This window comes from Halopseudomonas sabulinigri, from assembly GCF_900105255.1.
GTDB classification, from domain to species: Bacteria; Pseudomonadota; Gammaproteobacteria; order Pseudomonadales; family Pseudomonadaceae; genus Halopseudomonas; species Halopseudomonas sabulinigri.
The window spans coordinates 2,531,863-2,556,095 of record NZ_LT629763.1 but is presented as its reverse complement, the minus strand read 5'-3'; the positions used below and the strand labels follow the sequence as shown (position 1 = coordinate 2,556,095).

22 protein-coding genes are annotated in these 24,233 nt (G+C 61.6%); 10 read left to right on the top strand and 12 right to left on the bottom strand.

Translation table 11 applies throughout. The features are described 5' to 3' along the window. Positions 1 to 17 precede the first annotated feature (17 nt). Complete coding sequence (locus BLU26_RS11500; RefSeq protein ID WP_092288463.1) at positions 18 to 941, bottom strand: isopenicillin N synthase family dioxygenase; 924 nt, start codon at positions 939 to 941, stop codon at positions 18 to 20. 336 nt (positions 942 to 1,277) lie between these two features. Between BLU26_RS11500 and BLU26_RS11495 the strand changes: the two genes are divergently transcribed. Next, positions 1,278 to 2,645 (top strand): 8-oxoguanine deaminase, encoded by a 1,368-nt coding sequence (locus BLU26_RS11495; RefSeq protein WP_092286791.1) that lies wholly within the window; start codon positions 1,278 to 1,280, stop codon positions 2,643 to 2,645. Positions 2,646 to 3,180: 535 nt separating this feature from the next. After that, positions 3,181 to 3,582 carry a hypothetical protein gene (locus tag BLU26_RS11490; protein WP_092286789.1) on the top strand — a complete coding sequence of 134 codons (402 nt, stop codon included), beginning with the start codon at positions 3,181 to 3,183 and terminating at the stop codon, positions 3,580 to 3,582. A 336-nt stretch (positions 3,583 to 3,918) separates the two neighbouring features. Here BLU26_RS11490 and BLU26_RS11485 read toward each other — a convergent pair whose 3' ends face one another. The 4 genes from BLU26_RS11485 to BLU26_RS11470 form a co-directional block, all read right to left on the bottom strand. Next, a complete protein-coding gene (locus tag BLU26_RS11485) occupies positions 3,919 to 4,182 on the bottom strand; it encodes a hypothetical protein (RefSeq protein WP_092286787.1) in 264 nt (87 codons plus the stop codon). Between the two features lie 299 nt (positions 4,183 to 4,481). After that, the gene (locus tag BLU26_RS11480; protein ID WP_197674568.1) at positions 4,482 to 4,769 is read right to left on the bottom strand and encodes a HigA family addiction module antitoxin; all 288 of its coding nucleotides are present in this window, start codon (positions 4,767 to 4,769) and stop codon (positions 4,482 to 4,484) included. Between the two features lie 655 nt (positions 4,770 to 5,424). Next, positions 5,425 to 6,426, bottom strand: coding sequence for a hypothetical protein (locus tag BLU26_RS11475; protein WP_092286783.1), 1,002 nt, complete (start codon positions 6,424 to 6,426; stop codon positions 5,425 to 5,427). Between the two features lie 480 nt (positions 6,427 to 6,906). Beyond that, complete coding sequence (locus tag BLU26_RS11470; RefSeq protein ID WP_092286781.1) at positions 6,907 to 7,611, bottom strand: glutathione binding-like protein; 705 nt, start codon at positions 7,609 to 7,611, stop codon at positions 6,907 to 6,909. Positions 7,612 to 7,746: 135 nt separating this feature from the next. Here BLU26_RS11470 and msrB point away from each other — a divergent pair, with 135 nt between their 5' ends. Beyond that, complete coding sequence (gene msrB / locus BLU26_RS11465) at positions 7,747 to 8,190, top strand: peptide-methionine (R)-S-oxide reductase MsrB (protein WP_092288462.1); 444 nt, start codon at positions 7,747 to 7,749, stop codon at positions 8,188 to 8,190. A 35-nt stretch (positions 8,191 to 8,225) separates the two neighbouring features. On the opposite strand, the gene BLU26_RS11460 is transcribed toward msrB, so the two are convergent. The 7 genes from BLU26_RS11460 to BLU26_RS11430 form a co-directional block, all read right to left on the bottom strand. Then, positions 8,226 to 9,182: an isopenicillin N synthase family dioxygenase gene (locus tag BLU26_RS11460; RefSeq protein ID WP_092286779.1), complete on the bottom strand. Its 957-nt coding sequence runs from the start codon at positions 9,180 to 9,182 to the stop codon at positions 8,226 to 8,228. Positions 9,183 to 9,203: 21 nt separating this feature from the next. Then, positions 9,204 to 10,550, bottom strand: coding sequence for an amidohydrolase family protein (locus BLU26_RS11455; RefSeq protein WP_092286777.1), 1,347 nt, complete (start codon positions 10,548 to 10,550; stop codon positions 9,204 to 9,206). Between the two features lie 143 nt (positions 10,551 to 10,693). Beyond that, on the bottom strand, positions 10,694 to 11,347 hold the full coding sequence (locus tag BLU26_RS11450) for a TetR/AcrR family transcriptional regulator (RefSeq protein ID WP_092286775.1): 654 nt from the start codon (positions 11,345 to 11,347) through the stop codon (positions 10,694 to 10,696). Positions 11,348 to 11,417: 70 nt separating this feature from the next. Further along, positions 11,418 to 12,173 carry a hypothetical protein gene (locus BLU26_RS11445; RefSeq protein ID WP_092286773.1) on the bottom strand — a complete coding sequence of 252 codons (756 nt, stop codon included), beginning with the start codon at positions 12,171 to 12,173 and terminating at the stop codon, positions 11,418 to 11,420. Between the two features lie 58 nt (positions 12,174 to 12,231). Beyond that, positions 12,232 to 13,158, bottom strand: a complete 927-nt coding sequence (locus BLU26_RS11440) for an ABC transporter permease (protein WP_092286771.1) — start codon at positions 13,156 to 13,158, stop codon at positions 12,232 to 12,234. Position 13,159: 1 nt separating this feature from the next. After that, positions 13,160 to 14,242, bottom strand: coding sequence for an ABC transporter permease (locus BLU26_RS11435; RefSeq protein ID WP_092286769.1), 1,083 nt, complete (start codon positions 14,240 to 14,242; stop codon positions 13,160 to 13,162). Further along, positions 14,229 to 15,779, bottom strand: a complete 1,551-nt coding sequence (locus BLU26_RS11430; protein ID WP_092286767.1) for an ABC transporter ATP-binding protein — start codon at positions 15,777 to 15,779, stop codon at positions 14,229 to 14,231. Before BLU26_RS11430 ends, BLU26_RS11435 begins: the two co-directional genes overlap by 14 nt. Before the next feature lie 216 nt (positions 15,780 to 15,995). Between BLU26_RS11430 and xdhA the strand changes: the two genes are divergently transcribed. Genes xdhA through BLU26_RS11395 form a run of 7 tightly spaced genes read left to right on the top strand, consistent with a single transcriptional unit; the run spans position 15,996 to position 24,114 of the window. Next, positions 15,996 to 17,462 carry a xanthine dehydrogenase small subunit gene (gene xdhA / locus BLU26_RS11425; RefSeq protein ID WP_092286765.1) on the top strand — a complete coding sequence of 489 codons (1,467 nt, stop codon included), beginning with the start codon at positions 15,996 to 15,998 and terminating at the stop codon, positions 17,460 to 17,462. Next, the gene (gene xdhB / locus BLU26_RS11420; RefSeq protein ID WP_092286763.1) at positions 17,455 to 19,809 is read left to right on the top strand and encodes a xanthine dehydrogenase molybdopterin binding subunit; all 2,355 of its coding nucleotides are present in this window, start codon (positions 17,455 to 17,457) and stop codon (positions 19,807 to 19,809) included. Before xdhA ends, xdhB begins: the two co-directional genes overlap by 8 nt. After that, positions 19,809 to 20,693, top strand: coding sequence for a xanthine dehydrogenase accessory protein XdhC (gene xdhC / locus BLU26_RS11415; protein ID WP_092286761.1), 885 nt, complete (start codon positions 19,809 to 19,811; stop codon positions 20,691 to 20,693). The genes xdhB and xdhC overlap by 1 nt, the downstream gene beginning before the upstream one ends. Next, on the top strand, positions 20,690 to 21,190 hold the full coding sequence (gene uraD / locus BLU26_RS11410) for a 2-oxo-4-hydroxy-4-carboxy-5-ureidoimidazoline decarboxylase (protein WP_092286759.1): 501 nt from the start codon (positions 20,690 to 20,692) through the stop codon (positions 21,188 to 21,190). The genes xdhC and uraD overlap by 4 nt, the downstream gene beginning before the upstream one ends. Next, entirely contained in the window at positions 21,187 to 21,531 is a 345-nt protein-coding gene (gene uraH, locus BLU26_RS11405; protein WP_092286757.1) for a hydroxyisourate hydrolase, read from the top strand. Before uraD ends, uraH begins: the two co-directional genes overlap by 4 nt. Further along, complete coding sequence (gene guaD, locus BLU26_RS11400; protein ID WP_092286755.1) at positions 21,531 to 22,910, top strand: guanine deaminase; 1,380 nt, start codon at positions 21,531 to 21,533, stop codon at positions 22,908 to 22,910. The genes uraH and guaD overlap by 1 nt, the downstream gene beginning before the upstream one ends. Continuing rightward, on the top strand, positions 22,891 to 24,114 hold the full coding sequence (locus tag BLU26_RS11395) for a urate hydroxylase PuuD (RefSeq protein WP_092286753.1): 1,224 nt from the start codon (positions 22,891 to 22,893) through the stop codon (positions 24,112 to 24,114). The genes guaD and BLU26_RS11395 overlap by 20 nt, the downstream gene beginning before the upstream one ends. Positions 24,115 to 24,233 lie beyond the last annotated feature (119 nt).

The window sequence follows — 24,233 nt, the reverse complement described above, 5'->3', positions numbered from 1 at the left end:
GCTCCTGTAAGGGTGAATCAGTAAGTGGCGTTGAGGCGTTCAAGCAGATGCTCCCCCGCGCTAATCGGCGGGTAGCGCGGCGGGTTCTCGGCATCGCTGCAGGTACTGATACAACGGATGTCGGCGTTGTGATTCGGGTGGCAAAAGAAGGCGATGGAATAGCGCTCGCGGTTGCTGGAGCGCAGGTTGACCTTGTGCGGCGTTGAGCAGAACACGTGATTGGTCCAGCGTTGCATCAGGTCGCCGGTGTTCACCACCACGGTGCCGGGAATCGGCGTGGCGGCGATCCAGTCACCGGCGCGAGTGCGCACTTCCAGCCCGCCGGCATCATCCTGAAACAGCAGGGTAATACTGCCGTAATCGGTATGTTCGCCCGCGCGACTCTCGCCGCCCTGGGCGCTGAAGTCCGCCGGTAGCGCCGGGTAGTGCAGCAACCGCAGCGTGTGGTGATGCTGATCATGGGCGCTGACGAAAAAGTCTTGCGATTGCTGCAGCGCCAAGGCAAAGGCCTGCAGCACGCGGTCAGCGGTAGCCACGCACTGCTGCAGAAAATCCTCCATCTGCGGTCGAAAGGCGGGCAGCTCGGCGGGCCACATATTACGCGGCCCCTCTGGCTGCTCGGGTGCCAGATTGAAGGCTTCCTTCAGGTCGCCGGGCTTGTTTGGATCGAGCCGTTCGCGGCGCACGCCCACGTAGCCACGGTTACTCTCGGCGTTCTGCCAGGCAACCGCCTGCTTGGCATCGTCGCTCAAGGCAAACAAGGCCTGCGAATCGGCAAAGGCTTGCTGCAAGCTGGCCTGCGGCATGCCGCAGCCGGCCAGGTAAAAGAAGCCCCAGTCGCTGCTGGCCTGGCGCATCTGCCGCGCCACCTCGGCGCGGGCGGCGGCGTCGCCGTCGATGAAGGGGGAAAAGTCGATTACCGGTATTGAGTCTGTTGTCATCAGTGTCTCCTGTTGCGGGTACATGCACCGCCGCCTGGCGGCGGTGGATTAATGCGACCTGCGGTTTAGTCCTCGAACCCGTGTTCAGGACGACACGACTCATAACCTGACCAGTCACGCAAGAATTGAAAAAGCAAGGGCTGTGCCAAGCCCTCTGGCACGGGAATGACTGCGCGATTGCGCGCCAAAACAGCCTGCTAATGCACTGATACTGTGCTGATATGAGGGCTATGGCACCCAATCTGCGCGGTTTTACAGCGGCCCCGGAATTGCATGTCGCGCGATATGGGGAATTTTTGTCCCACTGGTCAACATAACGAAATATCGAGGAATCGCATGTCACCCACTCTGCTGCTCAAGAACGCGCTGGTCATCGCCACCCTGGATGACGAGCAACGTGAAATAGCCAACGGCTCCGTGTTTATTCGCGGCAACCGCGTCGAAGCGGTCGGCCCCGCCAGTGAGCTGCCAGACACCGCTGACAAGGTCATCGACATGACCGGTCACGTGCTGATTCCGGGCCTGATCAACACCCATCACCACATGTTCCAGTCGCTCACCCGTGCCCTGCCCGCCGCGCAGGATGCCGAGCTGTTCGACTGGCTCACCGCCCTCTTCCCGGTCTGGCAGAACATCACCCCGGCCATGCAGCGCGCTGCCACCCGCACCGCGATGGCCGAGCTGATGCTGTCGGGGTGCACCACGGCCGCGGATCACGCCTACCTGTATGTGAACGGCACCCGGCTGGACGACAGCGTGCAGGCCGCCGAGGAAATGGGTATGCGCTTTCACGCCGTGCGCGGCGCCATGAGTCTGGGCCAGAGCAAGGGCGGGCTGCCGCCGGATGCACTGGTCGAGCAGGATGAAGATGCGATCCTCACCGAGATGCGTCGGGTCGTGGAAGAGCTGCACGACGCCACGTCAGACGCCATGATCAAGGTCGCGCTCGGCCCCTGCTCACCCTTCACCGTGACCACCGACCTGATGCGCGAAGGTGCTGCTTTGGCGCGCTCCTACGGCGTTGGCCTGCACACCCACACCGCCGAAAACGCCAAGGACCTTGCCTTCAGCAAGGAGCGCTATGGCATGACCCCCACCGAATACACCGAGTCGGTCGGCTGGGTCGGGGCAGACGTATGGCACGCCCACTGCGTGCATCTGGATGACCCGGGCATCGCCCTGTTCGCCCGCACCGGCACCGGCGTCGCCCACTGCCCTTGCTCCAACATGCGCCTGGCCTCCGGCATCGCGCCAATCCGCAAGATGCGCGATGCTGGCGTAAAGGTTGGCCTGGGCGTGGACGGCAGCGCCTCCAACGACACCAACAACCTGCTCGACGAGACTCGTCAGGCGATGCTCTCAGCGCGGGTGCGGGATGAAGATCCCGGCGCCATGAGTGCGCGTGAAGCCTTGTTTATCGCCACCCGTGGCGGCGCTGAAGTACTTGGCCGTGCCGATATGCTGGGTCGTATTCAACCCGGTTACTGCGCCGACATCATCGCCTTCCGCACCGACGACATCGCCATGGCGGGTGCGCTGGTTGATCCGCTGGCCGCGCTGGTGTTCTGCACGCCGCAGCGGGTGGCGCACAGCATCATCAATGGGCGGCAGGTAGTTGAGGATGGGCGGCTTTTGACGCGGGAGATTCCGTTGATTATTGAGGAACATAATCGGTTGGCGCGGGAGTTGGTGTTAGGCAAGTGAGTGGCGCTGGTGCGCTCTCTACTTGATCGTTCCCCCGCTCCAGCGTAGTAACGCTTTGCTAGTCGCTCTGCGTCCGTCTCGTAACGCGGCGGAGTGTTCAAGTCAGCCTTTCGCCTGATGGCGAGCAGGGGGAAATGCTTGGCCATTTCCCCCTGCACCCCCTAGGCCACCCCAACTACACGGCCCTGCTGGTTCGCTGCGTTGCTCGGGCTGGCGGGGCCCTGCGGAACTCGCTTCGCTCAGACAGTCCTCGGGCTTATTCCCGCCAGACCTGCGCTACTCGCCCGCGTAGACGGGGATTTGGGGTTCGAGTTGTGCTCACTTGTTTTGCCAGGTTTTGACGTATTCGGATTGTCTTCCAACTACGGATTGCCAAACGTTAACGCTGGCCGCAATATCGGGTTCTTACTCATCACAGCTTAATTACGCTTGAGGCATGGATGCCACGATCTCTATCCATATCCCCACCTTTCCGAGTCATACCTTGCATGCGTCTGTGGGTTGGTCTTTGTGTGCTCAAGGAACGCGAAGTCGTATGAAGTCCGTCATTTTCATCCATGCTTCGCTTTTCCTGCTGGGCTCTGTGATGGGTTTTTTTATGCAGTATGAGAGCTCTGCAGGTCGCGGATTTTGGGATTCTGTGGCTGCCTTCCCGCTCGGAGTTGCGACGGTAGTTCTGGTTGGGGGCGGAGCTTCGCTCGCCAGCAGGCACCATCTGCTGGCGAGCACATTCTGGCTTTACTATCTCTGCGCCGTACTTTTCTTTGGTATTGCTTTGGGCATGACAGGTCAGTACCTGTTTAAAGGGGCTGATTGGCAAACACCGCTTTGGGTTTTTAGTAGCTGTTTGGGGTGTCTGGTCGGTCATGCTGGGGTGGCCAGAATCCACAGAGTACGACATGGCAGGGACATCTGGGATACCCCCAAGCCTGAATAACGACTGACTGTGAAATTAAGACGCTGGTGGTGTTATTGATCCAGCCTTTCGCCCTGATGACGAGAGGGGGAAATGCATGGCCATTTTCCCCTGCACCCCCCTAGGCCACCCCAACTACGCGGCCCTGCGGGTTCGCTGCGTTGCTCGCCCGCGTAGACGGGGATTATGAGCCCGTGCATGGTTCACATGCTTTTTCAGGATTTCTTATCTCTAGCGTGAACCTAGAATAATTTTTATTTGATCCCCAGTTACTTCTTTTCTCGCGCGCGCGTAGACGGGACCTTGGGGTAGGCCCCCACGCTGGTATGGCGACCGGGGTGGGCTCCAATCACTTCTCTATTTTCTTCCGTACCTCTTACCCAATAGCAAAACCGAAAAAAAAGCCACTATGACGGCCACACCGGCAATCAGCCCGTACCCCTCCTCAACTTTACCTCTTACGGTAAATTCCCCAAATATTGCGACTAGCACGAAAGTAAAAAGAATCCCAAGAATCCATACAGCCCATGCTTTCGCTTTACTTGACGCCCGTGGAAGATAAATGACCATAGCTCCGGTTGTAATACCAAAAAGCACATGCAGCAAAACGAAAATAATCACTGTTATCCTCCGCAACTACAGCTAGACATGCCACTGGAGGCACGCATGCCGCCGTAGTTGTTCGGCAATATCATGTTAAAACACCCGCCATCGCATTAGCTTCCATTCCACCTATGGCAAGGCTTCTTGGAATTGCTTTCGCCGATTTTGCTCCGCCATACCACATGCTCTTGCCCACCTGGAAACCAAGTGCATGGCCATAAGCTCCACTCAAGCCTCCCACAACATTCTGTGTAATTTGGGATCAGATGACATTAATTCTGAGCAAGCAACATTAGCGCATTTCCTTGCAACTATCGTTAAGCTGCTTCGAAGTCCAGAGGGTGGAGCCCATCCAAATTGATCGTATTGCGGGCCACCCAGAGGTCGTACATATCTTGCATCACCAACCAGCTTTCAGGGGCACGCCCAAGAACTTTGGATAGCCGCAAAGCCATTTCCGGGCTCACACCGCTAGCCCCTTTGAGCAAGCGAGACAACGTAGAGGGTGAACCCCCCAGGCTGGACGCGAGCTGACGGGAACTGATGCCGAAAGGCTCAAGGTAAATCTCCCGAATGAAATTGCCGGGATGCGGCGGCTTATGCATAGTCTTCATAATCAAACCTTAGCGTGTTGCGCATCGCGCAACAACCGTGTTTGATTCTGAATACATGCGACATCCACGCGGTAGGCTGGTCTCCTTGCCTCACCAGTAAGCCGAAAAGCGAACTACCAGTCTGCATATCAATTAGCTAGGCAGCATTCGTTCAGACACTTGATTTTAGGGATGGCAGGTATGGACGCGGAGCGTTCAGGGATGCGTTACCGCGCAGGAGCGTGGGAACGATCAAAATGGGATAGCGGTTGCTTTTGGTTCGAGTCCAAAGAGAGACCAGAATGCACGGCCCCCTTTCCCGTTTACCCGGGCGAGTAGCGCAGGGCTGGCGGGAAAAAGATGGGCGGGGTGTCTGAGCGAAGCGAGTTTGCGAGCATCCCCGTCAGACCGGGCAACGCAGCGAACCCGAAGGGTCGCGTAGTCGGGTGCCCCGGGGGATTGCCAAGGGGGGCCGGGCAAGCGGCCCCCCTTGGCTCGCCAGGTAGGCGAGAAACGAATCATCAGCTTGCACATCAATGAGCGAAAACTTCAGCAATTCAGTTGTTTACGCATAGCAGACCGTAGGTAAGACCCAGGTGCGTTCTGAGTTGCGTTACCTCGCCGGGGGGTTGGGAATGATCCAATTGGAGACCTGCCCCCGCTCATCTCAACGTCTAGGCTTATCCCACCAACCGTCGTAAATACAGGCAGTCACCAGTTGCCTGCGCTGCGCGGTATACAGTTGCCGCGAGTAGCCCTGGTCTTGGCTCAGGTTCTCAAGATATTCCGGCAAAGCTCCGTTAGCAGTCTCTGCGTAAACACCTGACTTGCCACCCTCAATCACGTGCTGCAGGTTATCGGTATGCGCACTGATGATATTTCTCAACGCTTGCACCGCGGGCGCAGCCGGTCGCAGGGAAGGGTCGGGGTGATTGGCGATGTAAAACAGAATATCCGCAGAGTTCAAATAGGCTAACGAGAACACGCTATCGACCCGCAACGCATGAAAATAGGTGACGACGGGGTAGGCGCCGTATTTGCTGGAAAAGTCTGTGCCGTCCGATTGGATTGAAAACAGATACTGCCAAACGTAATCCACGTTTTCCTTGGAGTTCAGCTGCCTGATCAGCTCATCCGGCTTGGCGGCAAGCGTATTCAGCTTCAGGGCAATCTGCTTCCTTTCCAACGCAACTGGTACCACAGCGATAATGTAAGACAGCCCCAAGGAGGTCAGTAAAGTACCGGTCGATACTGCCAAGGTAGCGTAAAGAGTCCACGGAAAGCCGCGTGCGGTAAAGTCACCGTAACCCAGCCCGCTGATGGTGACGCCCGTAAAGTATAAGGTTTGCAGGTCCGAGGCGAAGATGGTCGTGGAGTCGTTGACTACTGCACCGCTTACCGAGTTGAACACCAAAAACCAGCCGAGATACAGCATCGCGTACCACAGCAGCACCACCAGAACCATCAAAGCAGGGCCGCATACAGTCAGCAGTCTGTGCTGCGGTTTGCGGCGATGGAGCATCAGTAAAACGCGCCAGATCTTTTGCGTGACAAAGGTAGTGCCGGGCCCGCCACCTTGCAGGCCCAATATCGTTACCAACGCATCGAACAGCGTAAACAGAATGAGAAGAAGCCCAAAGAGGGCGACGAGGATGTCGACAATGGTCATGTGATATCCGTTAGGCGATGCCGGGCGGTGAGTGCGATTGAAAAAGCCAAAGCAACTAACCGAGCTGCCTTGGCTTCAATGGGTTCATCGCGTGAGACTTCGCGAGTGCCGTTGAATTCCCCTTCGGTATTGGAGAGCTGCCAATACCCTTGTCTGCATGGCGAAAAAACTGCGAAAAATGGGGTCAGATTAGAGTGTCTCGTCGGTCGTTTGAGTGTGCGTTACAAAGAATGACCAGAGCCCACGCACCCCCAATCCCGTTTATGCGGGCGAGTAGCGCAGGGCTGCCGCGCAAGCGGCCCCGCTTGGCGCGCGAGATAGGCGGGAAGCGCGCTATCGGTTTGTACATTAATTAGCTAGGAAGCGGTCGTTAAGAGTGTTGGGTTGGCAGGTAGGGCCGTAGAGGGTCCGAGGCTGCATTCCCACGCAGAGCGTGGGAACGATCAGTGCACGGTCACCGCAGAAGTGGCACGCAGAGGCTTACTCCGGCGCTGGAATATCCAACCCCCGCTGCACCGCGGGCCGCGCCATAAAGGCGTCGTACACCCGCCGCACGTTGGTGAACTGCTCAAAATCCACCAGTGGCCCCGCCTCATAAAACTCCAGCATCCCCCGAATCCAAGGGAACACCGCGATATCGGCAATGCTGTATTGGCCGCCCATGATCCAGTCCTTGTCTTTCAGCTGACGGTCAAGCACACCCAGCAACCGCAGGGTTTCATCGATGTAGCGTCGCCGTGGGCGTGGGTCTTGTACTTCCTTGCCGTCGAACTTCACGAAGTAGCCGAGCTGGCCGAACATGGGGCCTATGCCGCCGATCTGGAAAAGCAGCCATTGGATGCACTTGAGACGCTCGGCTGGGTCGCGTGGCACCAGCTGGCCGCTTTTTTCTGCCAGATAGAGCAGGATAGCGCCGGACTCGAACAGCGCCAGTGGCTGGCCGTGGGGGCCGTTGGGGTCAAGAATCGCGGGGATCTTGTTGTTCGGGCTGACCGAGAGGAATTCAGGCGTATGTTGATCGCCCCGGCCAAAATCTACCCGATGCGGCTCATAGGCCAGCTCGATCTCCTCCAGCATGATGGAGGCTTTTACGCCGTTGGGGGTTGGCAGCGAGTAGAGCTGCAGGCGCTCGGGATGGGTCGCTGGCCACTTTTCGGTGACGGCGTAACTGGACAGGTTGGACATGTTGCCTCCGCTGAATTGGAGAGGATGTGGGCAAGGCGGGGTTGCGCGATGCGACGCACGTTTTCCGCCGGTAACCCTGATAAGCTTTTGGAGTCCTATGCAGGTAACTTGTTCAATTTTTGCGGAGGTGAAAAAGTGCAGAACTGGAATGATGTGATTGCCCGCGCGACCAACGGTAACCCTGAGCCAGAGCGCCGCGTACAAAAAAGCGAGGCCGAGTGGCGTGCGCAGTTGAGCGAGGAGGAGTACCGGGTGACCCGTCAGGCGGGTACCGAGCGGGCGTTCAGTTCAGAGATGTGCAGTCTGTTCGAGCCGGGTATCTACGCCTGTGTGTGCTGTGGCACCGAGCTGTTTGATGCCAGCCACAAGTTTGAATCGCACAGCGGCTGGCCGTCGTTTACCCAGCCGCTGAAAGACAATGTGGTGGCTTGCAAGATGGACAATAGCCACGGCATGCAACGCGTGGAGAACACCTGCAATGTCTGCGATGCGCACCTGGGGCATGTGTTCCCCGATGGGCCACCGCCGACCGGCCTGCGTTTTTGCATGAATGCGGTGGCGTTGAAGAAGGTCGGTTAACGGGTTTTGCGCCGTGATGATACACGGCGCAGGCATTACATTGCGTCAGCGTCTGTGCGGTGCTCGTAGGTGGCGTTCAGGCGGTGTGTCAGGTACTCGGCGCAGGTAATCGGCGGGTACTTGGGCTGCTCGTTCGGCACTATGTCGCGCGGGTCGACGACGGCATCCGGATCGACTTCCAGGAAGAAGGCAATCGAGTAGCGCTCCTGCTCCGGCGGCTTGACCCGGTGCGGGGTTGAGACATAGGTGTCGTTGCTCCAGCGCATCAGGCAGTCGCCGATGTTGCAGACGAAGGCGCCAGGAATGTGCGGCGCATCTATCCAGTTGCCCTGGCGGGTAGCCACCTGCAGGCCGGCGACCTTGTCGGTGGCCAGCAGGGTAACGTTGCCGTAATCGGTGTGCGCGCCGGCGCCGCCGTCTTCACGGGTGATTTCACCGGCGCTGGCCGGGTAGCGCAGCATGCGCAGGGTGGCGATGGGCTCTTGCAGGTGCGCGTCGAAGAAGTCTTCGCGCAGCCCCAGGTCGATGCTGAAGCCGCGGTGAATCAGCCGGCCAAGATCCAGGCAGGCGTCAAAGTAACCCAGCATGGCGCTGCGCCAACCCTCTACCGGCGGCCAGAAATTCACTCCGCGAAACGGCTTGCCGGCGACCACCTCGGGGTGATCCTCGGGAAAGTCGGTGCCGATGTTGAAGGCTTCCTTCATGTCGGCGCCGGCCTCGGGATTGAGCTTTTCATCGGCCATGGCCACGTAGCCACGGTTATGCGGTGACAGTTTGATCGACAGCGCCTGCTTGCTTTCCAGCGGCAGGGCGAAGAAGGTCTTGGCGTTGTCGAACGCGCCGCTCATGACGGCCTCGGGAATGCCGTGGTCGATGGCGTAGAAAAAACCGACGTCGCGGCAGGCCTTGCCCAGCTCGGCGGCGGTGGCGGCGCGAACAGCCGGGTCGTCGCTGCGCAGGCCGGCGACGGAGATAATCGGTAGTGAGGTCATGGTATGGACTCCCGTAGGACCTTAAAGCATGGACGTGCGCAGGTGGCTGATATCGCGACACTGCTGAAATAGCGCCAGACCCTGCTGCTGGGCTTCGGCGATCAGGCTGGCCTCGCTGACGCGGGTGGCGCGGCCATCGGCAAGCAGCTGGCGGCCATCGACCCACACGGCGGCCACATTCTGCGTGCCGGCGGCAAATACCAGGTTCCACAGTAGATTGCCGCCACTGTTGGTCAGTTCCGCTGGGGTCAGGTTGGGGCTGGCCAGATCCAGCAGCAACAGGTCGGCCTGCTTGCCGACCTCCAGCGAGCCGATGCGGTCGCCCAGGCCCAGCGCGCGTGCGCCGTTGATGGTGGCCATGCGCAGCATCTGATCGGCTGGCAGCACGGTGGCGTCCAGCCGGGTGGCTTTCTGAATCAGCGAGGCAAACTTCATTTCCTCAAACAGGCTCAGGCTGTTGTTGCATACCGGGCCGTCGGTACCCAGGCCGACGGTGATGCCGGCGGCGAGCATCTCTGGTACGCGGGCCACGCCGCTGGCTAGTTTGGCGTTGCTGATCGGGCAGTGGCTGATGCTGGTGCCGGTATCGGCGATACGCTTGATCTCGTCGTCGTTCAGCCACACGCAATGGGCCAGCAGGGTGCGTTCGCCGAGAATCCCGTAATGATCCAGCTGGGCAATCGAGCGGCGGCCAAAATGCGCGCTGACAGCGTCGTCTTCTTCCTTTTGCTCGCAGGCGTGGGTGTGGATGCCTACACCATATTCAGCCTGACACTCCAGCGCTTCGCGGTAGGCGTCGGGGGTGCAGTAGAACAGATGCTCCAGGCCCATCCACACCTGTATGCGACCGTTCTGGGTGCCGTGGTGGCTGTGGATCAGCGCGCGGTTCTCGGCGCGGGTGGCGAAAAAGTCTTTGCCCGCTTCGTCGGCCACATAGGGTGCGAGATTGACCCGAATGCCGACCTCGTCCGCGGCCTCGGCGCAGCGGTGCATGAAGCGGTACATGTCCATCACGCAGGTGGTGCCGCTCTTCAGCGCTTCCAGATAACACAGGCGGGCCGAGTGATAGGCGTACTCCTCGGTTAGCGCGCGGTGCTCCAACTGGTAGTAGGGCAGCCAGTCCATCAGCTGCATGTTCTCGGTCACCCCGCGCATCAGGCTGGAGTGCGAATGGGCGTCGATCAGCCCCGGCAGCAGCGCATGGCCGCTGGCGTCTATGGTCGGGATACCCGGCGGAATGATCAGTTGATCGCTGGGGCCGACGGCGCTGATGCGGCCGTCCTCAACGATCAGGGTGCCACGGGGAATGACCCGGTTATCGGGGTCTACGGTGAAAATGGCTGCATCGCGCAGCGCAAACTGGCTCATCTGTACCTCGGCGGTCAGGAGCGCGGCGGGCTCAGAGGCTGTCCGGCTGTAACACTAGGGTTGGGTTAGGGTAATGGGGTTGCCATTGTCGCCGCAGCGCCGGCGGATTGCCACCGGGGCCGCGTCGGCAAGGCGCACACCGCTCATTTTTTCGGCGGCTCGAGGCCACAGCCGCGCAGTATTACTTCGGTGAGAAAGTCGGCCGCGTGGTCAAAGTCTTTCTGCTCGTATTCGGCCTTGTTCTCGACCATCAGAATCTGTACCTGAAAGTCGGAGTAGTGCTGCGTCGAGGACCAGATCAGGAAAATCAGCTGCACCGGGTCGACCGGCGCCATGCGGCCCTGGTCGATCCATTGCTGCATCACGCCGGCGCGGCCACGCACCCATTCGCGCATATTGGTGCGCAGGTGGGTCATCAGAAAGGGCGCGCCCTGGATGATCTCCATGGCGAACAGGCGCGAGGCCAACGGGTGGGTTCTTGAGGTCTCCACCTTGGTACGAATGAAGGCGGCGATCGCTTCGGCGGGATCGTCGTCGACGGTCACGCTGGAGAACAGGGTGTTCCAGCGTGCAAGAATGTCGTCGAACATGGCGGCATATATCTTCTTCTTGTTGCTGAAGTAATACAGCACGTTCGATTTGGGTAGTTCGGCACGTTCGGCAATGTTTTGGATGGTAGCGCCGCGAAAACCGTGCAGGGCAAATTCCTGCTCCGCTGCGGCCAGAATCAACTCGTGGTTGCGCTCACGAATCTTTCCGGGACGGTAGGTCTTGGATTTGGCAGTGGCGGTGGTCATCAGTCCTGTCTTCCGTGCAAGGGGCGTACTGGTAACAACGGCCCGGTTTACACCGGGCCGTTGTGGTCGATCAGAAGTGCCATTTTACCAGCGCACTGACGGCGCTTTCGGTGTCCATTACGTCGTCGTTCAGGCCGTACTTGTTGTTCCAGTAAGAGTACTCGATACCGGCGTACAGCACCTTGGGCGCGTTGAAGTAGTTACCTACGTCCAGCTTCAGCTGCGGGTTGAAGTGGAAATCGGACTTGTGGTCGTCTTCTGCGGTAGACCAGTCGATGTAACCGTCGAACAGGATGCGGGTAGCGCCAAACTCCATGGGCATGCCCCAGACCACAGTAGCTTGATAGTCGTCGTCGGTTTCGCTGTTCCACACGCGGTAGAAGCTGGTCTTGAAGTACTGCATGCCAGGGACGTTCCAGATGATGCCGGGGCCAACCATGTAGTTGTTGACGTTGGTGCCGCCGCCATTTTCGTACTGACCGGCCAGGGTGAAGTCCTTGATCACGTTACCAACGCTCAGGTCTTTGCCCAGTGCCCAGCTCAGGTTCATGTCAGGCGCAAACTCGCCATACAGGTCATCAGAGTCTGCGTCCTTGCCGTGACCCTGATTGCGGTCAAAGAAGAAGAAGGTGCTGCCCCAGTTGTGACCGGTCGCGTTCTCGAAAGTGAAATAGGTGTCGGTACGTTTCTGCTTGCCGAACGCCTGATAGTCATCGCTGTAGAGGATCGACAGGCTGGAGTCGGAGAAATACTTCTCGGCGTGTGCTGCAGGGACGAAGGCGGCTGCGATGCAGGCGGCAATCAGGGTTTTACGCATTGTGCTCATGTAATGCTCCTAATAATCCAAGATATGGTTTTTTGATTGGCATAGTGGGTGTTACTCGTTATTTGCTCGGCCTATAAGGTTGGCCGATTGATAGCGGTGTGTTGAGCCGCGTCCGGGTGGGATTCCAGGACAGCAGCACAAGCACCAGAATGGTGACCACATAGGGCAGCATGGCCAGCAGCTCGGTCGAGCTCTGCCAGCCAAGGCCCTGCAGTACCAAATGCAGGATGCTGGCGGCGCCAAACAGGTAGGCCCCCAGCAGTACACGTTCGGGTTTCCAGGTGGCGAACACCACCAGCGCCAGCGCGATCCAGCCCCGCCCGGCGGTCATGTTTTCGGTCCACATTGGGGTGTAGGCCAGCGACAGGTAGGCGCCCGCCAGCCCGGCCATGGCGCCGCCAAAGGCGACCGCCAGATAGCGCACCTGCAATACGCGCAGACCGTTGGCATTGGCCGCTTCGGGGGACTCGCCGACGGCACGCAGGATCAGGCCGCCGCGGGTGTAACGCAAAAAGCAGAACACCAGCACGAAGATCACCAGCGAGGCGTAGACCAGAATGTCCTGGGTGAACAGCACGGTGCCCAGTACCGGAATGTCAGACAGCAGCGGGATGGCGACCTTGTCGAAGCCGTCGATGGCCTGACCGACATAGCCGCTGCCGACGAAGGAGCTGAGGCCCACGCCGAAGATGGTCAGCGCCAGGCCGGCGGCATACTGGTTGGCTGCCAGGGTGACGGCCATCAGCGCGAACAGCATCGACATCATGACGCCGCCGAGCATCGCCGCCAGCACGCCAATCGCCAGGCTGCCGGAGGTGACAGCAGCCATGAAGCCGATCACCGCGCCCATCAGCATCATGCCTTCCTGGCCCAGGTTGAGTACGCCGGAGCGTTCGCACACCAGTTCACCCAAGGCGACCAGCAGCAGCGGGGTGCCGGCAATCACGGTGGCGGCCAATACGTTGGTAAGCAGTACGGCGTCCATCTCAAGCCTCCCCGGCGCTGGCCGCGGGGGCGCGGCGAAAACGAATGCGGTAGTGAATAAAGGCGTCACAGGTCAGCAGATAAAACAGCAGCAAGCCCTGAAACAGCCCGGTAATCGCCTTGGGCAGGTTCATCGCGATCTGCAGCATCTCGCCGCCCATGAAGGTCAGCGCCAGCAGCGCGGCAGCCAGAATGATGCCCACTGCCTGCATGCGGCCGAGAAACACCACAATGATGGCGGTATAGCCGTACCCCGGCGAGACCTGTGGCACCAGCTGGCCCAGCGGCCCGGTCACCTCGCTGGCGCCCGCCAGACCGGCCAGGCCCCCGGCCAGAATGAACGCCAGTAGGGTCAGACGTTTGGCCGGGAAGCCGGCGAAGGCGGCGGCGCGCTCATCCTGCCCCAACACCTTGAGCTGAAAGCCGATGAAGGTACGCGCAAACAGCACGCCCACGGCCACGGCGGCCAGCAGCGCAAACAGCAGGCCAATGTGCAGGCGGGTATCGGGGATCAGCTTGGGCAGCAGCGCCGCGGCGGCAAACATTTCCGACTGCGGAAAGCCAAAGCCGTAGGGGTCTTTCAACGGGCCGTGCACTGCGTACAACAGCAGGTTCAGGGCGATGTAATTGAGCATGATGGTGGTGAGGATTTCGTTGCAGTGAAACTGCGTCTTCAACACCCCGGCCAGCAGTGCCCAGAGTGCACCGGCAATAATGCCGGCCAGCAGGACTACGGGCAGCACCCAGAAACCGCTTTGCGAGCTGAGCTGCAGCGCCGCGACGCTGGCCCACAGCGAACCCATGAGGAAGTGGCCCTCGGCGCCGATGTTCCAGATCTTGGCGCGGTAACAGATGGTCAGCCCGGCGGCGCAGAGCAGCAGCGGCGCCATCTTCAACCCAAGTTCGGCCCAGCCCTGGGCATCGCTCAGCGGGATCAGGAAAAAGAAGGTCAGGCCTTCGATCGGGTCCTTGCCGAGTGCCATGAACAGGAACAGCCCGGTAATAACAGTAAGAACCAATGCCAGCAAAGGAGAAGCCCATTGCATGGCGCGGGAGTCGACGGCGCGACGCTCAAGCGACAGCATGGTTGTTCTCCAGAGGTGTAGCGGTGGTAGCAGGGAAGTCGCCGGCCATCCATTGGCCGAGTTTCTCAATGGTGAGTTCGCTGGTGGGCACCAGCGGGGACAGCTTGCCGGCACAGATCGCGCCCATGCGGCCACACAGCTGGAACAGCTCGTCCAGGTCCTCGGAGATCAGCAGCACCGCGGCGCCGTCGTCACGCAGTTTGACCAGCGCCTCGTGAATCGCCACGGCGGAGCCCACGTCCACGCCCCAGGTCGGGTGCGAGGCGACCAGCAGCTTGGGCTGCTGCAAGGCCTCACGGCCGATGATGAATTTTTGCAGGTTGCCGCCCGACAGGCTGGTCGCAGCGCTGTCGATACTGGCGGTACGCACGCCAAATTGCTCGACTACCCGGCTGGCATACTCGCGCACCTTGCCAAGGCTGACCCAGCCCTTGCTGGTCAGGCCCTGGCCGGAGGCGGTCAGCAGACTGTTATCGACCAGCGACATGGACGGCACCGCGCCGCGGCCCAGGCGCTCTTCCGGCACCACGGCAACGCCCAGGCCACGGCGTACCGCCGGGCCGGTATCGCCGATGCTGATGCCTTTGAGCTGCAGGCTGTTGTGGCTGACGTTGACCTCGCCAGACAGCGCCCGCAGCAGCTCGTCCTGGCCGTTGCCGGCTACCCCGGCAATACCGACGATCTCGCCGGCGCGCAGCGCCATGCTGATGTTCTCGAGGCTGGTGCCGAAGGGGTCGCGGGTCTGGTAGTTCAGGTTGTCGGCCTGCAGCAGCAGCTCACCGGGCTCGCTGGGGTCGACCTGGGTCGACAGCGGCGTTTCGTTACCGACCATCATGCGGGCGATATCGTCAGTGGTAATCTCGCCGGGATTGCACTCACCGGTTACCCGGCCCTGGCGCAATACCGTGGCGCGGTGGCAGAGGTCACGCACTTCCTGCAGCTTGTGGCTGATAAACAGAATGCTGCAGCCTTCCTTCGACAGTTGGCGCAGGGTGCGGAACAGCACCTGTACTTCCTGTGGGGTAAGGACCGAGGTGGGCTCGTCAAGAATCAGCAACGAGCTATCCTGAATAAGACAGCGGACGATTTCGACGCGCTGGCGCTCGCCAATCGACAGGGTGTTGACGAAGCGCCGTGGGTCGAGCGCCATGCCGTAATGCTCGGAGACTTCACGAATGCGCGCATCCAGCTTGCTACGATCACGCGCCTGGGCGGCAGGCAGACTGAGCGCGATGTTCTCGGCGACGGTGAGCGTTTCAAACAGCGAGAAATGCTGGAAGACCATGCCAATACCCAGTTCGCGGGCGTGGGCCGGTCCTTGCAAGGTGAGCGGGTGCCCGTTCCAGGTAATGCTGCCGGCGTCGGGCTGGATCACTCCGTAGATGATCTTCATCAGGGTGCTCTTGCCTGCGCCGTTCTCACCCAGCAGGGCGTGTATTTCACCGGCCTGGACTGACAGGTGGACACCGTCGTTTGCCCGGCAGCCGGGGTACTCCTTAACGATGTTTTCCAGTCTCAAGCGTTCTGCGGTTGCCATTCAGCATCCTCAATTAAAATAAACTGACCAACCAATCAACATTTTGTCTGTGAGCAATTTGCTTGCCAAAAGCGCGAAAATATAAAAAATCATATTTTCAGACTAGTTGGTCAAGTTTTTGCAAATACCAACGCATAGCCTGCACCGGCCCTATATAGGCACTGGAGCAGACCTCCCGCCGGAAACCGGCGAATCGTGGATAGCGCGGAGACGACAGTGATTGAGTTTTATCTAAATGGGCAGCCGCAAAAACTTGACCAGACTGACCCAAACCTGAGCATTTTAGACTGGCTGCGCACCAAAATGCGGCTTTGCGGCACAAAAGAGGGCTGCGCCTCGGGTGATTGTGGCGCCTGCACCGTGCTGCTGGGCAGTCTGGATGCGCAGGACCAATGGCAGTATGTGGCCATGAATAGCTGCATTGGCCTGGTCGGCGCCTTGCACGGCAAGCACCTGGTGACCGTGGATGCGTTGCAGCAGGAGCCGGCGCACCCGGTCCAGACCGCCATGGTCGAATGCAACGGTTCGCAGTGCGGCTTCTGTACGCCCGGTATCGTCATGTCGCTGGTGGGTCTGCATCAGCAGGTGGCGGGTGCCGGCAGCAGTGCCAACGCACACCAGTTGATGGAGGCGCTGGCCGGTAACCTGTGCCGTTGTACCGGTTACCGTCCGATCGTTGAGGCGGGTGCGCGCACGTTGGTAGATAGCGTGCAGCAGTGGGACGGCAACGCGCTGTTCAGCCCGGCTGCCAGCGCCGAGTTCAAGGCCGCCAGCCAGCAGGCGGCGGTGCTGCAGGATGAGGCAGGTAACCGCTTTACTGCGCCGCTATCGCTCGCTGACCTGCGCGCGCAGCTGGCGGCGAATCCGCAGGCGCGGCTGGTCGCTGGCAGCACCGATCTGGCGCTGGAAATTACCCAGCAGCTGAAGACCCTGCCGCAGCTGATTTCTGTCGAGCAGGTGGCCGAGCTGCATGAGCTGGAGCAGGACGAGCAAAACCTGACCATCGGGTCGGCCCTGCGCTATGTCGAGTTCGGGCCCTTGCTCAATCAGTACTGGCCGGCCTTCGCGCCCATGCTCGAACGTCTGGGTTCGCTGCAGATTCGCAATCGCGGCACCCTGGGCGGAAATATCGGCAATGCCTCGCCGATTGGCGATATGCCGCCGCCGCTGATCGCCCTGGGCGCCGAGCTGCAGCTGGACGGCACCGACGGTAGCCGCTGGCTGGCGCTGGAAGATTTCTTTCTGGATTATAAGAAAACCGCCCTGCAGCCCGGCGAGTTCATCCGCGCGGTGCGCGTGGCCAAGCCAGCCGCCAACGAGCGGCTGTTCATCTACAAGATTTCCAAGCGCCTGGATGACGATATCTCTGCCGTGCTGGCCGCGTTCTGGCTGCGTCTGGACGGCGAGCAGATTGCGGACTGCCGCCTGGCCTATGGCGGCATGGCGGGTATCCCCAAACGTGCCCTGGCCGCAGAAGCGGCACTTCGCGGCCAGCGCTTTGCCGAGCCGGCAGTCAAGGCAGCGGCTGCCGCGCTGGCGCAGGATTTCACCCCCATGTCGGATGTGCGCGCCTCGGCCGCCTACCGCCAGCAGGTGGCCGGCAACCTGTTGCTCCGAGCCCTCTACGAATACCGCGCGCCCACCAGCGGCGGCGCTGCACTGATGGTGACCGACTATGCGTAAGCTACCCCGTGATATCTCCCGCCAAAGCGGCCAGGCCGTGGGCATCGCCGGTCAGAGCGCGCTGCACGACAGCGCCTGGCTGCACGTCCGTGGTCAGGCCCGTTATATTGACGATCTGCGCGAGCCGGAAGGCCTGCTGCACGCGGCCGTCGGCCACAGCGAGCAGGCCCATGCCCGGGTGCTGAGCATGGATCTGAGCGCGGTGCGCGCCTATCCCGGCGTGGTTGCCGTGATCACCCTGGCCGATGTGCCCGGCCACACCGACATCGGCCCGGTGTTCCCCGGTGACCCGGTGCTGGCCAGCGAGCTGGTCGAGCACATTGGACAGCCGATCTTTGCGGTAGCCGCCACCAGCCATAGCGCTGCGCGCAAGGCTGCGCGGCTGGCCAAGGTCGAATACGAAACCTTGCCGGCGATCCTCAATACCCGCGAGGCGCTGGATAAATCCTTCTTTGTGCGGCCCAGCCACACCCAGCAGCGCGGCGACCCGGATCAGGCGCTGGCCCAGGCGCCGCATCGCCTGCAGGGCGAAATCAATGTCGGCGGCCAGGAGCACTTCTATCTGGAAAGCCAGGCCGCTCTGGCCGAGCCGCAGGAAGACGGCGGCATGTTTGTACATACCTCCAGCCAGCATCCCTCCGAGGTACAGAAACTGGTGGCCGAGGTGCTTGGCCTGCCGATTCACTCAGTCCAGACCGAGGTACGCCGCATGGGCGGCGGCTTTGGCGGCAAGGAAACCCAGGCTGCGGCGCTGGGCTGTGTTGCCGCCTTGCTGGCCAATGTCACCGGCAAGCCGGTGAAGTACCGCCTGTCCCGGCCTGACGACATGGTGCAGACCGGCAAGCGCCATGACTTTCTCAATACCTACGACATCGGCTTTGATGATCAGGGCCTGATTCAGGGCGCCGAGATCATAGTGGCCGGCCGCTGCGGCTTCTCGCCGGACCTGTCCAACGCCATTGTCGAGCGCGCCATGTTCCACTCCGACAACGGCTACTACCTGGATCAGGCGCGCGTTACCGGGCATTGCTGCAAGACGCACACGGTCTCGAACACCGCCTTCCGCGGCTTCGGCGGGCCGCAGGGCATGATGGTGATCGAGCAGGCGGTGGATGATATCGCCCGCCATCTGCAGCTCGACCCGCTGGATGTGCGCAAGCACAACCTCTATCGCCCCGGCCGCGACACCACCCATTACGGTCAGGTGATCGAGCAGCACATACTGCCGGAGCTGGTGGCGCAGCTGGAGGCGAGTTCGGACTACCGTACGCGCCGCGAGGAGATCACCGCGTTCAACCAGCAGAGCCCGATTCTCAAGCGTGGGCTGGCGCTGACGCCGGTGAAGTTCGGCATCTCCTTTACCGCCAAGCATCTGAATCAGGCCGGCGCGCTCGTGCTGATCTATACCGACGGCAGCCTGCACGTGAACCACGGCGGCACCGAGATGGGCCAGGGCCTGTACATCAAGATTGCGCAGGTGGTCGCGGCGGCGTTCCAGGTGGATGTCGACAAGGTCAAGGTCTCGGCCACGCGCACCGACAAGGTCCCCAACACCTCGCCGACTGCGGCGTCTTCCGGCTCCGACCTCAACGGCATGGCGGCGCTGGATGCCTGCGAGAAGATCAAGGCCGGTCTGGTGGCCTTTGCTGCCGAGCAGTATGGGTGCAAGCCCGAACAGGTGCGTTTCGAGAACAATCAGGTGGTCGCCGGTGAAGCGCGGCTGGACTGGGCCGAGTTTGTGCAGAAGGCCTACATGAACCGCGTGTCGCTGTCGTCCAGCGGCTTCTACGCCACGCCGAAGATTCACTACGACTTTGCCACCGGCCAGGGCCATCCGTTCCTCTACTACGCCAACGGCGCGGCCTGCTCCGAGGTGGTGCTCGATACCCTCACCGGTGAGTACCGCGTGCTGCGCACCGACATCCTGCACGACGTGGGGCAGTCGCTGAATCCGGCTATCGACATCGGCCAGATCGAAGGCGGTTTTGTGCAGGGCATGGGCTGGCTGACCACCGAAGAGCTGGTGTACAGCGACGAGGGCCGGCTGATGACCACTGGCCCTGCCACCTACAAGATTCCGGCGGTGAGCGACACGCCGCCCGATCTGCGCGTCAACCTGCTGCCGGCCAGCCCCAACCGCGAGGCCACGGTGTTCCGCTCCAAGGCCGTCGGCGAGCCACCGCTGATGCTCGGTATCGCCGTGTGGAGCGCGCTGCGCGACGCGGTGGCCAGCCTCAATGACTACCGTTACAGCCCGCCGCTGGATACCCCGGCCACGCCCGAGCGCATGCTCGCGGCGGTCAATGCGGCCCGCCGCTGGGCCAGCGTCGAGCAGGAGGCCTCGTGATGGACAAACGCATGCTCTGGTATCAAGCCGTCGCCGACTGCGAGCGGCGCGGCGAACCCTATGTGCTGGTCACCGTGGTGGGCGTGGCCGGCTCAGTGCCGCGTGAGCCCTCAAGCAAGATGGTGGTCACCGGCGAGCATACCTTCGACACCATCGGCGGCGGCCATCTGGAGTATCTGGTCACCGCGCGGGCCCGTGAGCAGTTGGCGGCAGCGCGTTACGAGACCCAGCTGGAGCACTTCCCGCTCGGGGCCAGCCTCGGCCAGTGCTGCGGCGGCAGTGTTTCAGTGCTGCTGGAAGGTCAGCGCGGCAGCGATGCGCGCCTGGTGGTGTTCGGCGCCGGGCATGTGGCCCAGGCGCTGATGGCCATCATGGGCCAGTTGCCGTGGCAGGTGACCTGGGTGGATTCGCGCGCGGAGACGTTTCCGGCGGAGATACCGGCCAACGTGCGCCGCCACCATACCGACGACCCAGTGGCCGATGTCGCCGAACTCTGCGCCGACAGCCACGTGCTGATTCTGACGCATAACCATCAACTGGATTACGACCTGTGCCGCGCGCTGCTGAATGCCGGCCATGCCGCCAGCGTCGGCTTGATCGGCTCGCAGACCAAGGCCGAGCGCTTCCGTCAGCGGCTGCTGCACCGTGGCTACAGTGAAGCGCAGATCGACAGCATCCGCTGCCCGGTCGGGCGCTCCGACGTGCCTGGCAAACGCCCCATGGAAGTGGCCGTATCGATCAGCGCCGAGCTACTCAGTCTTGCCGCCGTGGCGACGCCACCTGCCCGTCGCCGCGGTGTCAGCTGGCCCGCGCTGCGCGATCTGATGAAACAGGCTGAGGTCACCGAGGCCAGCCCCAATACCCCGCCCGTGGAGGCGAAATGACGCTGCAAGAACTCAACGCACTACCGGCGGCAGACGCCCTTACCCTGTTTCGCGACTGCTGCGCGGCGGATGCCTGGGCCCAGCCCATGGTCGAGTCGCGCCCCTACGCCTCGGCCGAAGCGCTGCACGGCACCGCCCGCGCGCTCTGGCCCAACCTGCACGAGACCGACTGGCTGGTGGCCTTTGAGGCGCATCCGAAGATCGGCGATATCAAGAGCCTGAAAGCCAAGTACGCCAGCACCGAGGCGCTGGCCAGCGGCGAGCAGTCCGGCGCGCGGGTGGCACCCGACGCCGTGCTGCAACGGCTGAAGGAAGGCAACGACGCCTACCACACTAAATTCGGCTTCATCTTCATCGTCTGCGCCACCGGCAAAAGCGCCGAGCAGATGCTGGAACTACTGGAACAACGCCTGCCCAATACCCGCGAAGAGGAAATCCGCATCGCCGCTGCGGAGCAGGCCAAGATCACCCATATTCGTCTGGATAAACTGCTATGAGCACCAAGAGTCCGATCACTACCCACATTCTGGATCTCGGCGGCGGCTGCCCGGCTGCCGGCGTCGCCATCACCCTGGAGCGTCAGACCGACAGCGGCTGGCAGACTCTGGCCGAGGCCACTACCGATGCTGACGGCCGCGTGCTCAACGGCTTTGGCAGCGAGGCCCCGGCCGGTGTCTACCGGCTGACCTTCGATACCGACGGTTACTACGCGCAGCAGGGCCTGGAGTGCTTCTATCCGGCCGTGACCATCGCCTTCAAGCTGACCGATACCACTGCCCATTACCACGTGCCGCTGCTGCTGAACCAGTGGGGCTACTCGACTTACCGGGGGAGCTGATGACCGCTACCAATACCACTGCGGCGCCCTTCCCGGCTGGCTGCACAGCCGTTCGCGGCCCGCTGTTGCACTTTATTGCCGAGCCGGGCCTGAACGCGCCCGACCCGAGCGCCCATGAGTATCACGCTGATGGCCTGCTGGTGGTCGCCGAGGGTCGCGTGCTGGCCAACGGCGCGGCGGCGGAGCTGCTGCCCCGCCTGCCGGCTGGCACCGAGGTAGAGCAGTATCCGGACAGCCTGATCATCCCCGGACTGATCGATACCCACGTACACATGCCGCAACTGGCGGTGCTGGCGAGCTACGGTACCCAACTGCTGGAGTGGCTGGAGACCTATACCTTCCCCACCGAAGCGCGCTTTGCCGATGCCGCCTGGGCGGCGGATCAGTCGCAGCTGTTTCTCGACCTGCTGCTGACCCACGGTACTACCTCGGCGCTGGTGTTCAGCACCTCGCACAAGGTCGCCGCCGAAGCGCTGTTCAGCGCCGCTGAGGGCTACAACATGGCGATCACCAGCGGCAAGGTGATGATGGATTGCCACGCCCCGGATGGCGTGCGCGATGAGACCGAGGCCAGTTACCAGGAGAGCCGCGAGCTGATCGAGCGCTGGCACGGCCAGGGTCGCCAGCGCTACGCCGTCACCCCGCGCTTTGCCGCGACCTCCACGGCGCAGCAGCTGACCTACGCCGGCCAGTTGCTCGCCGAATACCCCGACGTATTGATGCAGACCCACTGGGCCGAGAACCACGCCGAGATCGCCTGGATCAAGGAGCTGTTCCCCGAGCGCAGCAGCTATCTGGATGTGTACGACCACTTTGGCCTGCTGGGCGCGCGCAGCGTGCTGGCGCACGGCATTCACATCGACGACGGCGACCGCGCTCGGCTGGCGGAAACCGGCACCCGCATCGCCTTCTGCCCCACCTCCAACACCTTCCTCGGCAGTGGTCTGTTCGATCTGGCCAGCGCTCGCGCGGCAGAGGTGGAGGTAGGCCTGGCCACCGACGTGGGCGGCGGCACCAGCCTGTCGATGCTTGCCACCATGGCCGAGGCCTACAAGGTCTGCCAGCTGCGCGGCCAGAGCCTGAATCCGTTTCAGGCCTTCTACATGGCGACCCTGGGCAATGCCCGCGTGCTGCATCAGGACGACAGCACCGGCAACCTGGCGCCGGGCAAATACGCCGACTTTCTGATTCTCGATCGCAGCGCCAGCCCGGCACTGCGCCTCAAGCACGAGCCCGAGCGTGCGCTGCAGGCCATGCTGTTCGATCTGATGATCCTGGGTGACGACCGCGCCATCCGCCGTACCTATATTGCCGGGCAGTGCCGGTATGACCGCGACAGTGTAAAAGGAGCTGCCCTCAATGCATGCATATCTGGCTGAATGGCTGAGTCTGATCATCCGCTGGTTCCATGTGATCGCCGGCGTAGCCTGGATCGGCGCCTCCTTCTACTTCATCTGGCTCGACAACAACCTGCGCGAGCCGCCGGAATGGAAGAAGCAGAAAGGCATCAAGGGTGACCTCTGGGCGATTCACGGTGGCGGCTTTTACGAGGTCGCCAAGTATCACGTTGGCCCGGAAAAGATGCCCACCGAGCTGCACTGGTTCAAATGGGAGGCCTACAGCACCCTGATGAGCGGTCTGGCGTTGCTGTTTGCGGTCTACTACTTCGGCAATCCCGGCTATCTGGTCGACCCGAGCAAGCTGGAGCTCAGCACTTTTGGCGCCATCGCCATCGGTATGGGTACCCTGCTGGGGGTGATGGCGATTTACGAGGCGCTGATCCGCAGCCCCTTGGCCAAGCACGGCCTGGCCTTTGGTGTGGTGCTGTTTCTGATACTGGTCGGTGTGTCCTGGGGCATGTTCCAGGTATTTGCCGGGCGCGGTGCGTTCATTCACGTTGGGGCAGTGATCGGTACCATCATGGTGGCCAACGTGTTCCTCGGCATCGTGCCGGCGCAGCGCGCGCTGGTCAGCGCGGTAGAGGAAGGCCGCAAACCGGATGATCACGTGGTCATGCTGGCGCAACGCGCCATGGTGCGCTCGCGCCACAACAACTACCTGACGCTGCCGGTCATTTTCATCATGATCAGCAACCACTATCCGATGTTCTACGGCCACGAATACGGCTGGGCCGTGCTGGCTGCCATCGGCGCTATCACCGCCTACGCGCGGCACTTCTTCAACCTGCGCCACCAGCACATCACCAAGCCGTCGATCCTCGTCATCAGCGCATTGGCAACCCTGCTATTGATCTGGGCGATGGCACCCAGTGCGCCCGAAGCGCCTGCGCCGGCCGTAGATAGCCAGGGTGAGCCGGTAGCCGTCACACCGGTAGCCGATGCCGAGGTGCAACAGCTGTTGGCCACCCACTGCATAGCCTGCCATGCAGCCCAGCCGAGCAGCCCGGCCTTTCAGGCGCCGCCAGCCGGCATCACCCTGGAAAATCTGCAGCAGCTGAAACAGCACAGTGCCAAGGTGCAGCAGGCTGCTGTGAATACTCAGTACATGCCGCTCGGCAACATGACCGGCATCACCCCCGAGGAGCGCAGCCTGCTGGGGCAATGGTTGCGGGAGAATCCTTGAGCCGCAAGCTAGAAGCTGGACGGTGGATGGTGTGGAAGGCCGGGGTTCATCCCGGCCAGCGGTGCAGGTCGAGCGGGAGCTTGCCGGTGACGGCAGACCTGATTTCAACTGGCCCACGC

What these genes read in the sequence shown, in the direction of transcription:
- BLU26_RS11500 (WP_092288463.1), bottom strand. Translation starts at nt 941, where the DNA reads ATGACAACAGACTCAATACCGGTAATCGACTTTTCCCCCTTCATCGAC.
- BLU26_RS11495 (WP_092286791.1), top strand. Translation starts at nt 1,278, where the DNA reads ATGTCACCCACTCTGCTGCTCAAGAACGCGCTGGTCATCGCCACCCTG.
- BLU26_RS11490 (WP_092286789.1), top strand. Translation starts at nt 3,181, where the DNA reads ATGAAGTCCGTCATTTTCATCCATGCTTCGCTTTTCCTGCTGGGCTCT.
- BLU26_RS11480 (WP_197674568.1), bottom strand. Translation starts at nt 4,769, where the DNA reads ATGCATAAGCCGCCGCATCCCGGCAATTTCATTCGGGAGATTTACCTT.
- BLU26_RS11475 (WP_092286783.1), bottom strand. Translation starts at nt 6,426, where the DNA reads ATGACCATTGTCGACATCCTCGTCGCCCTCTTTGGGCTTCTTCTCATT.
- BLU26_RS11470 (WP_092286781.1), bottom strand. Translation starts at nt 7,611, where the DNA reads ATGTCCAACCTGTCCAGTTACGCCGTCACCGAAAAGTGGCCAGCGACC.
- BLU26_RS11460 (WP_092286779.1), bottom strand. Translation starts at nt 9,182, where the DNA reads ATGACCTCACTACCGATTATCTCCGTCGCCGGCCTGCGCAGCGACGAC.
- BLU26_RS11455 (WP_092286777.1), bottom strand. Translation starts at nt 10,550, where the DNA reads ATGAGCCAGTTTGCGCTGCGCGATGCAGCCATTTTCACCGTAGACCCC.
- BLU26_RS11450 (WP_092286775.1), bottom strand. Translation starts at nt 11,347, where the DNA reads ATGACCACCGCCACTGCCAAATCCAAGACCTACCGTCCCGGAAAGATT.
- BLU26_RS11445 (WP_092286773.1), bottom strand. Translation starts at nt 12,173, where the DNA reads ATGAGCACAATGCGTAAAACCCTGATTGCCGCCTGCATCGCAGCCGCC.
- BLU26_RS11440 (WP_092286771.1), bottom strand. Translation starts at nt 13,158, where the DNA reads ATGGACGCCGTACTGCTTACCAACGTATTGGCCGCCACCGTGATTGCC.
- BLU26_RS11435 (WP_092286769.1), bottom strand. Translation starts at nt 14,242, where the DNA reads ATGCTGTCGCTTGAGCGTCGCGCCGTCGACTCCCGCGCCATGCAATGG.
- BLU26_RS11430 (WP_092286767.1), bottom strand. Translation starts at nt 15,779, where the DNA reads ATGGCAACCGCAGAACGCTTGAGACTGGAAAACATCGTTAAGGAGTAC.
- xdhB (WP_092286763.1), top strand. Translation starts at nt 17,455, where the DNA reads ATGCGTAAGCTACCCCGTGATATCTCCCGCCAAAGCGGCCAGGCCGTG.
- xdhC (WP_092286761.1), top strand. Translation starts at nt 19,809, where the DNA reads ATGGACAAACGCATGCTCTGGTATCAAGCCGTCGCCGACTGCGAGCGG.
- uraD (WP_092286759.1), top strand. Translation starts at nt 20,690, where the DNA reads ATGACGCTGCAAGAACTCAACGCACTACCGGCGGCAGACGCCCTTACC.
- uraH (WP_092286757.1), top strand. Translation starts at nt 21,187, where the DNA reads ATGAGCACCAAGAGTCCGATCACTACCCACATTCTGGATCTCGGCGGC.
- guaD (WP_092286755.1), top strand. Translation starts at nt 21,531, where the DNA reads ATGACCGCTACCAATACCACTGCGGCGCCCTTCCCGGCTGGCTGCACA.
- BLU26_RS11395 (WP_092286753.1), top strand. Translation starts at nt 22,891, where the DNA reads ATGCATGCATATCTGGCTGAATGGCTGAGTCTGATCATCCGCTGGTTC.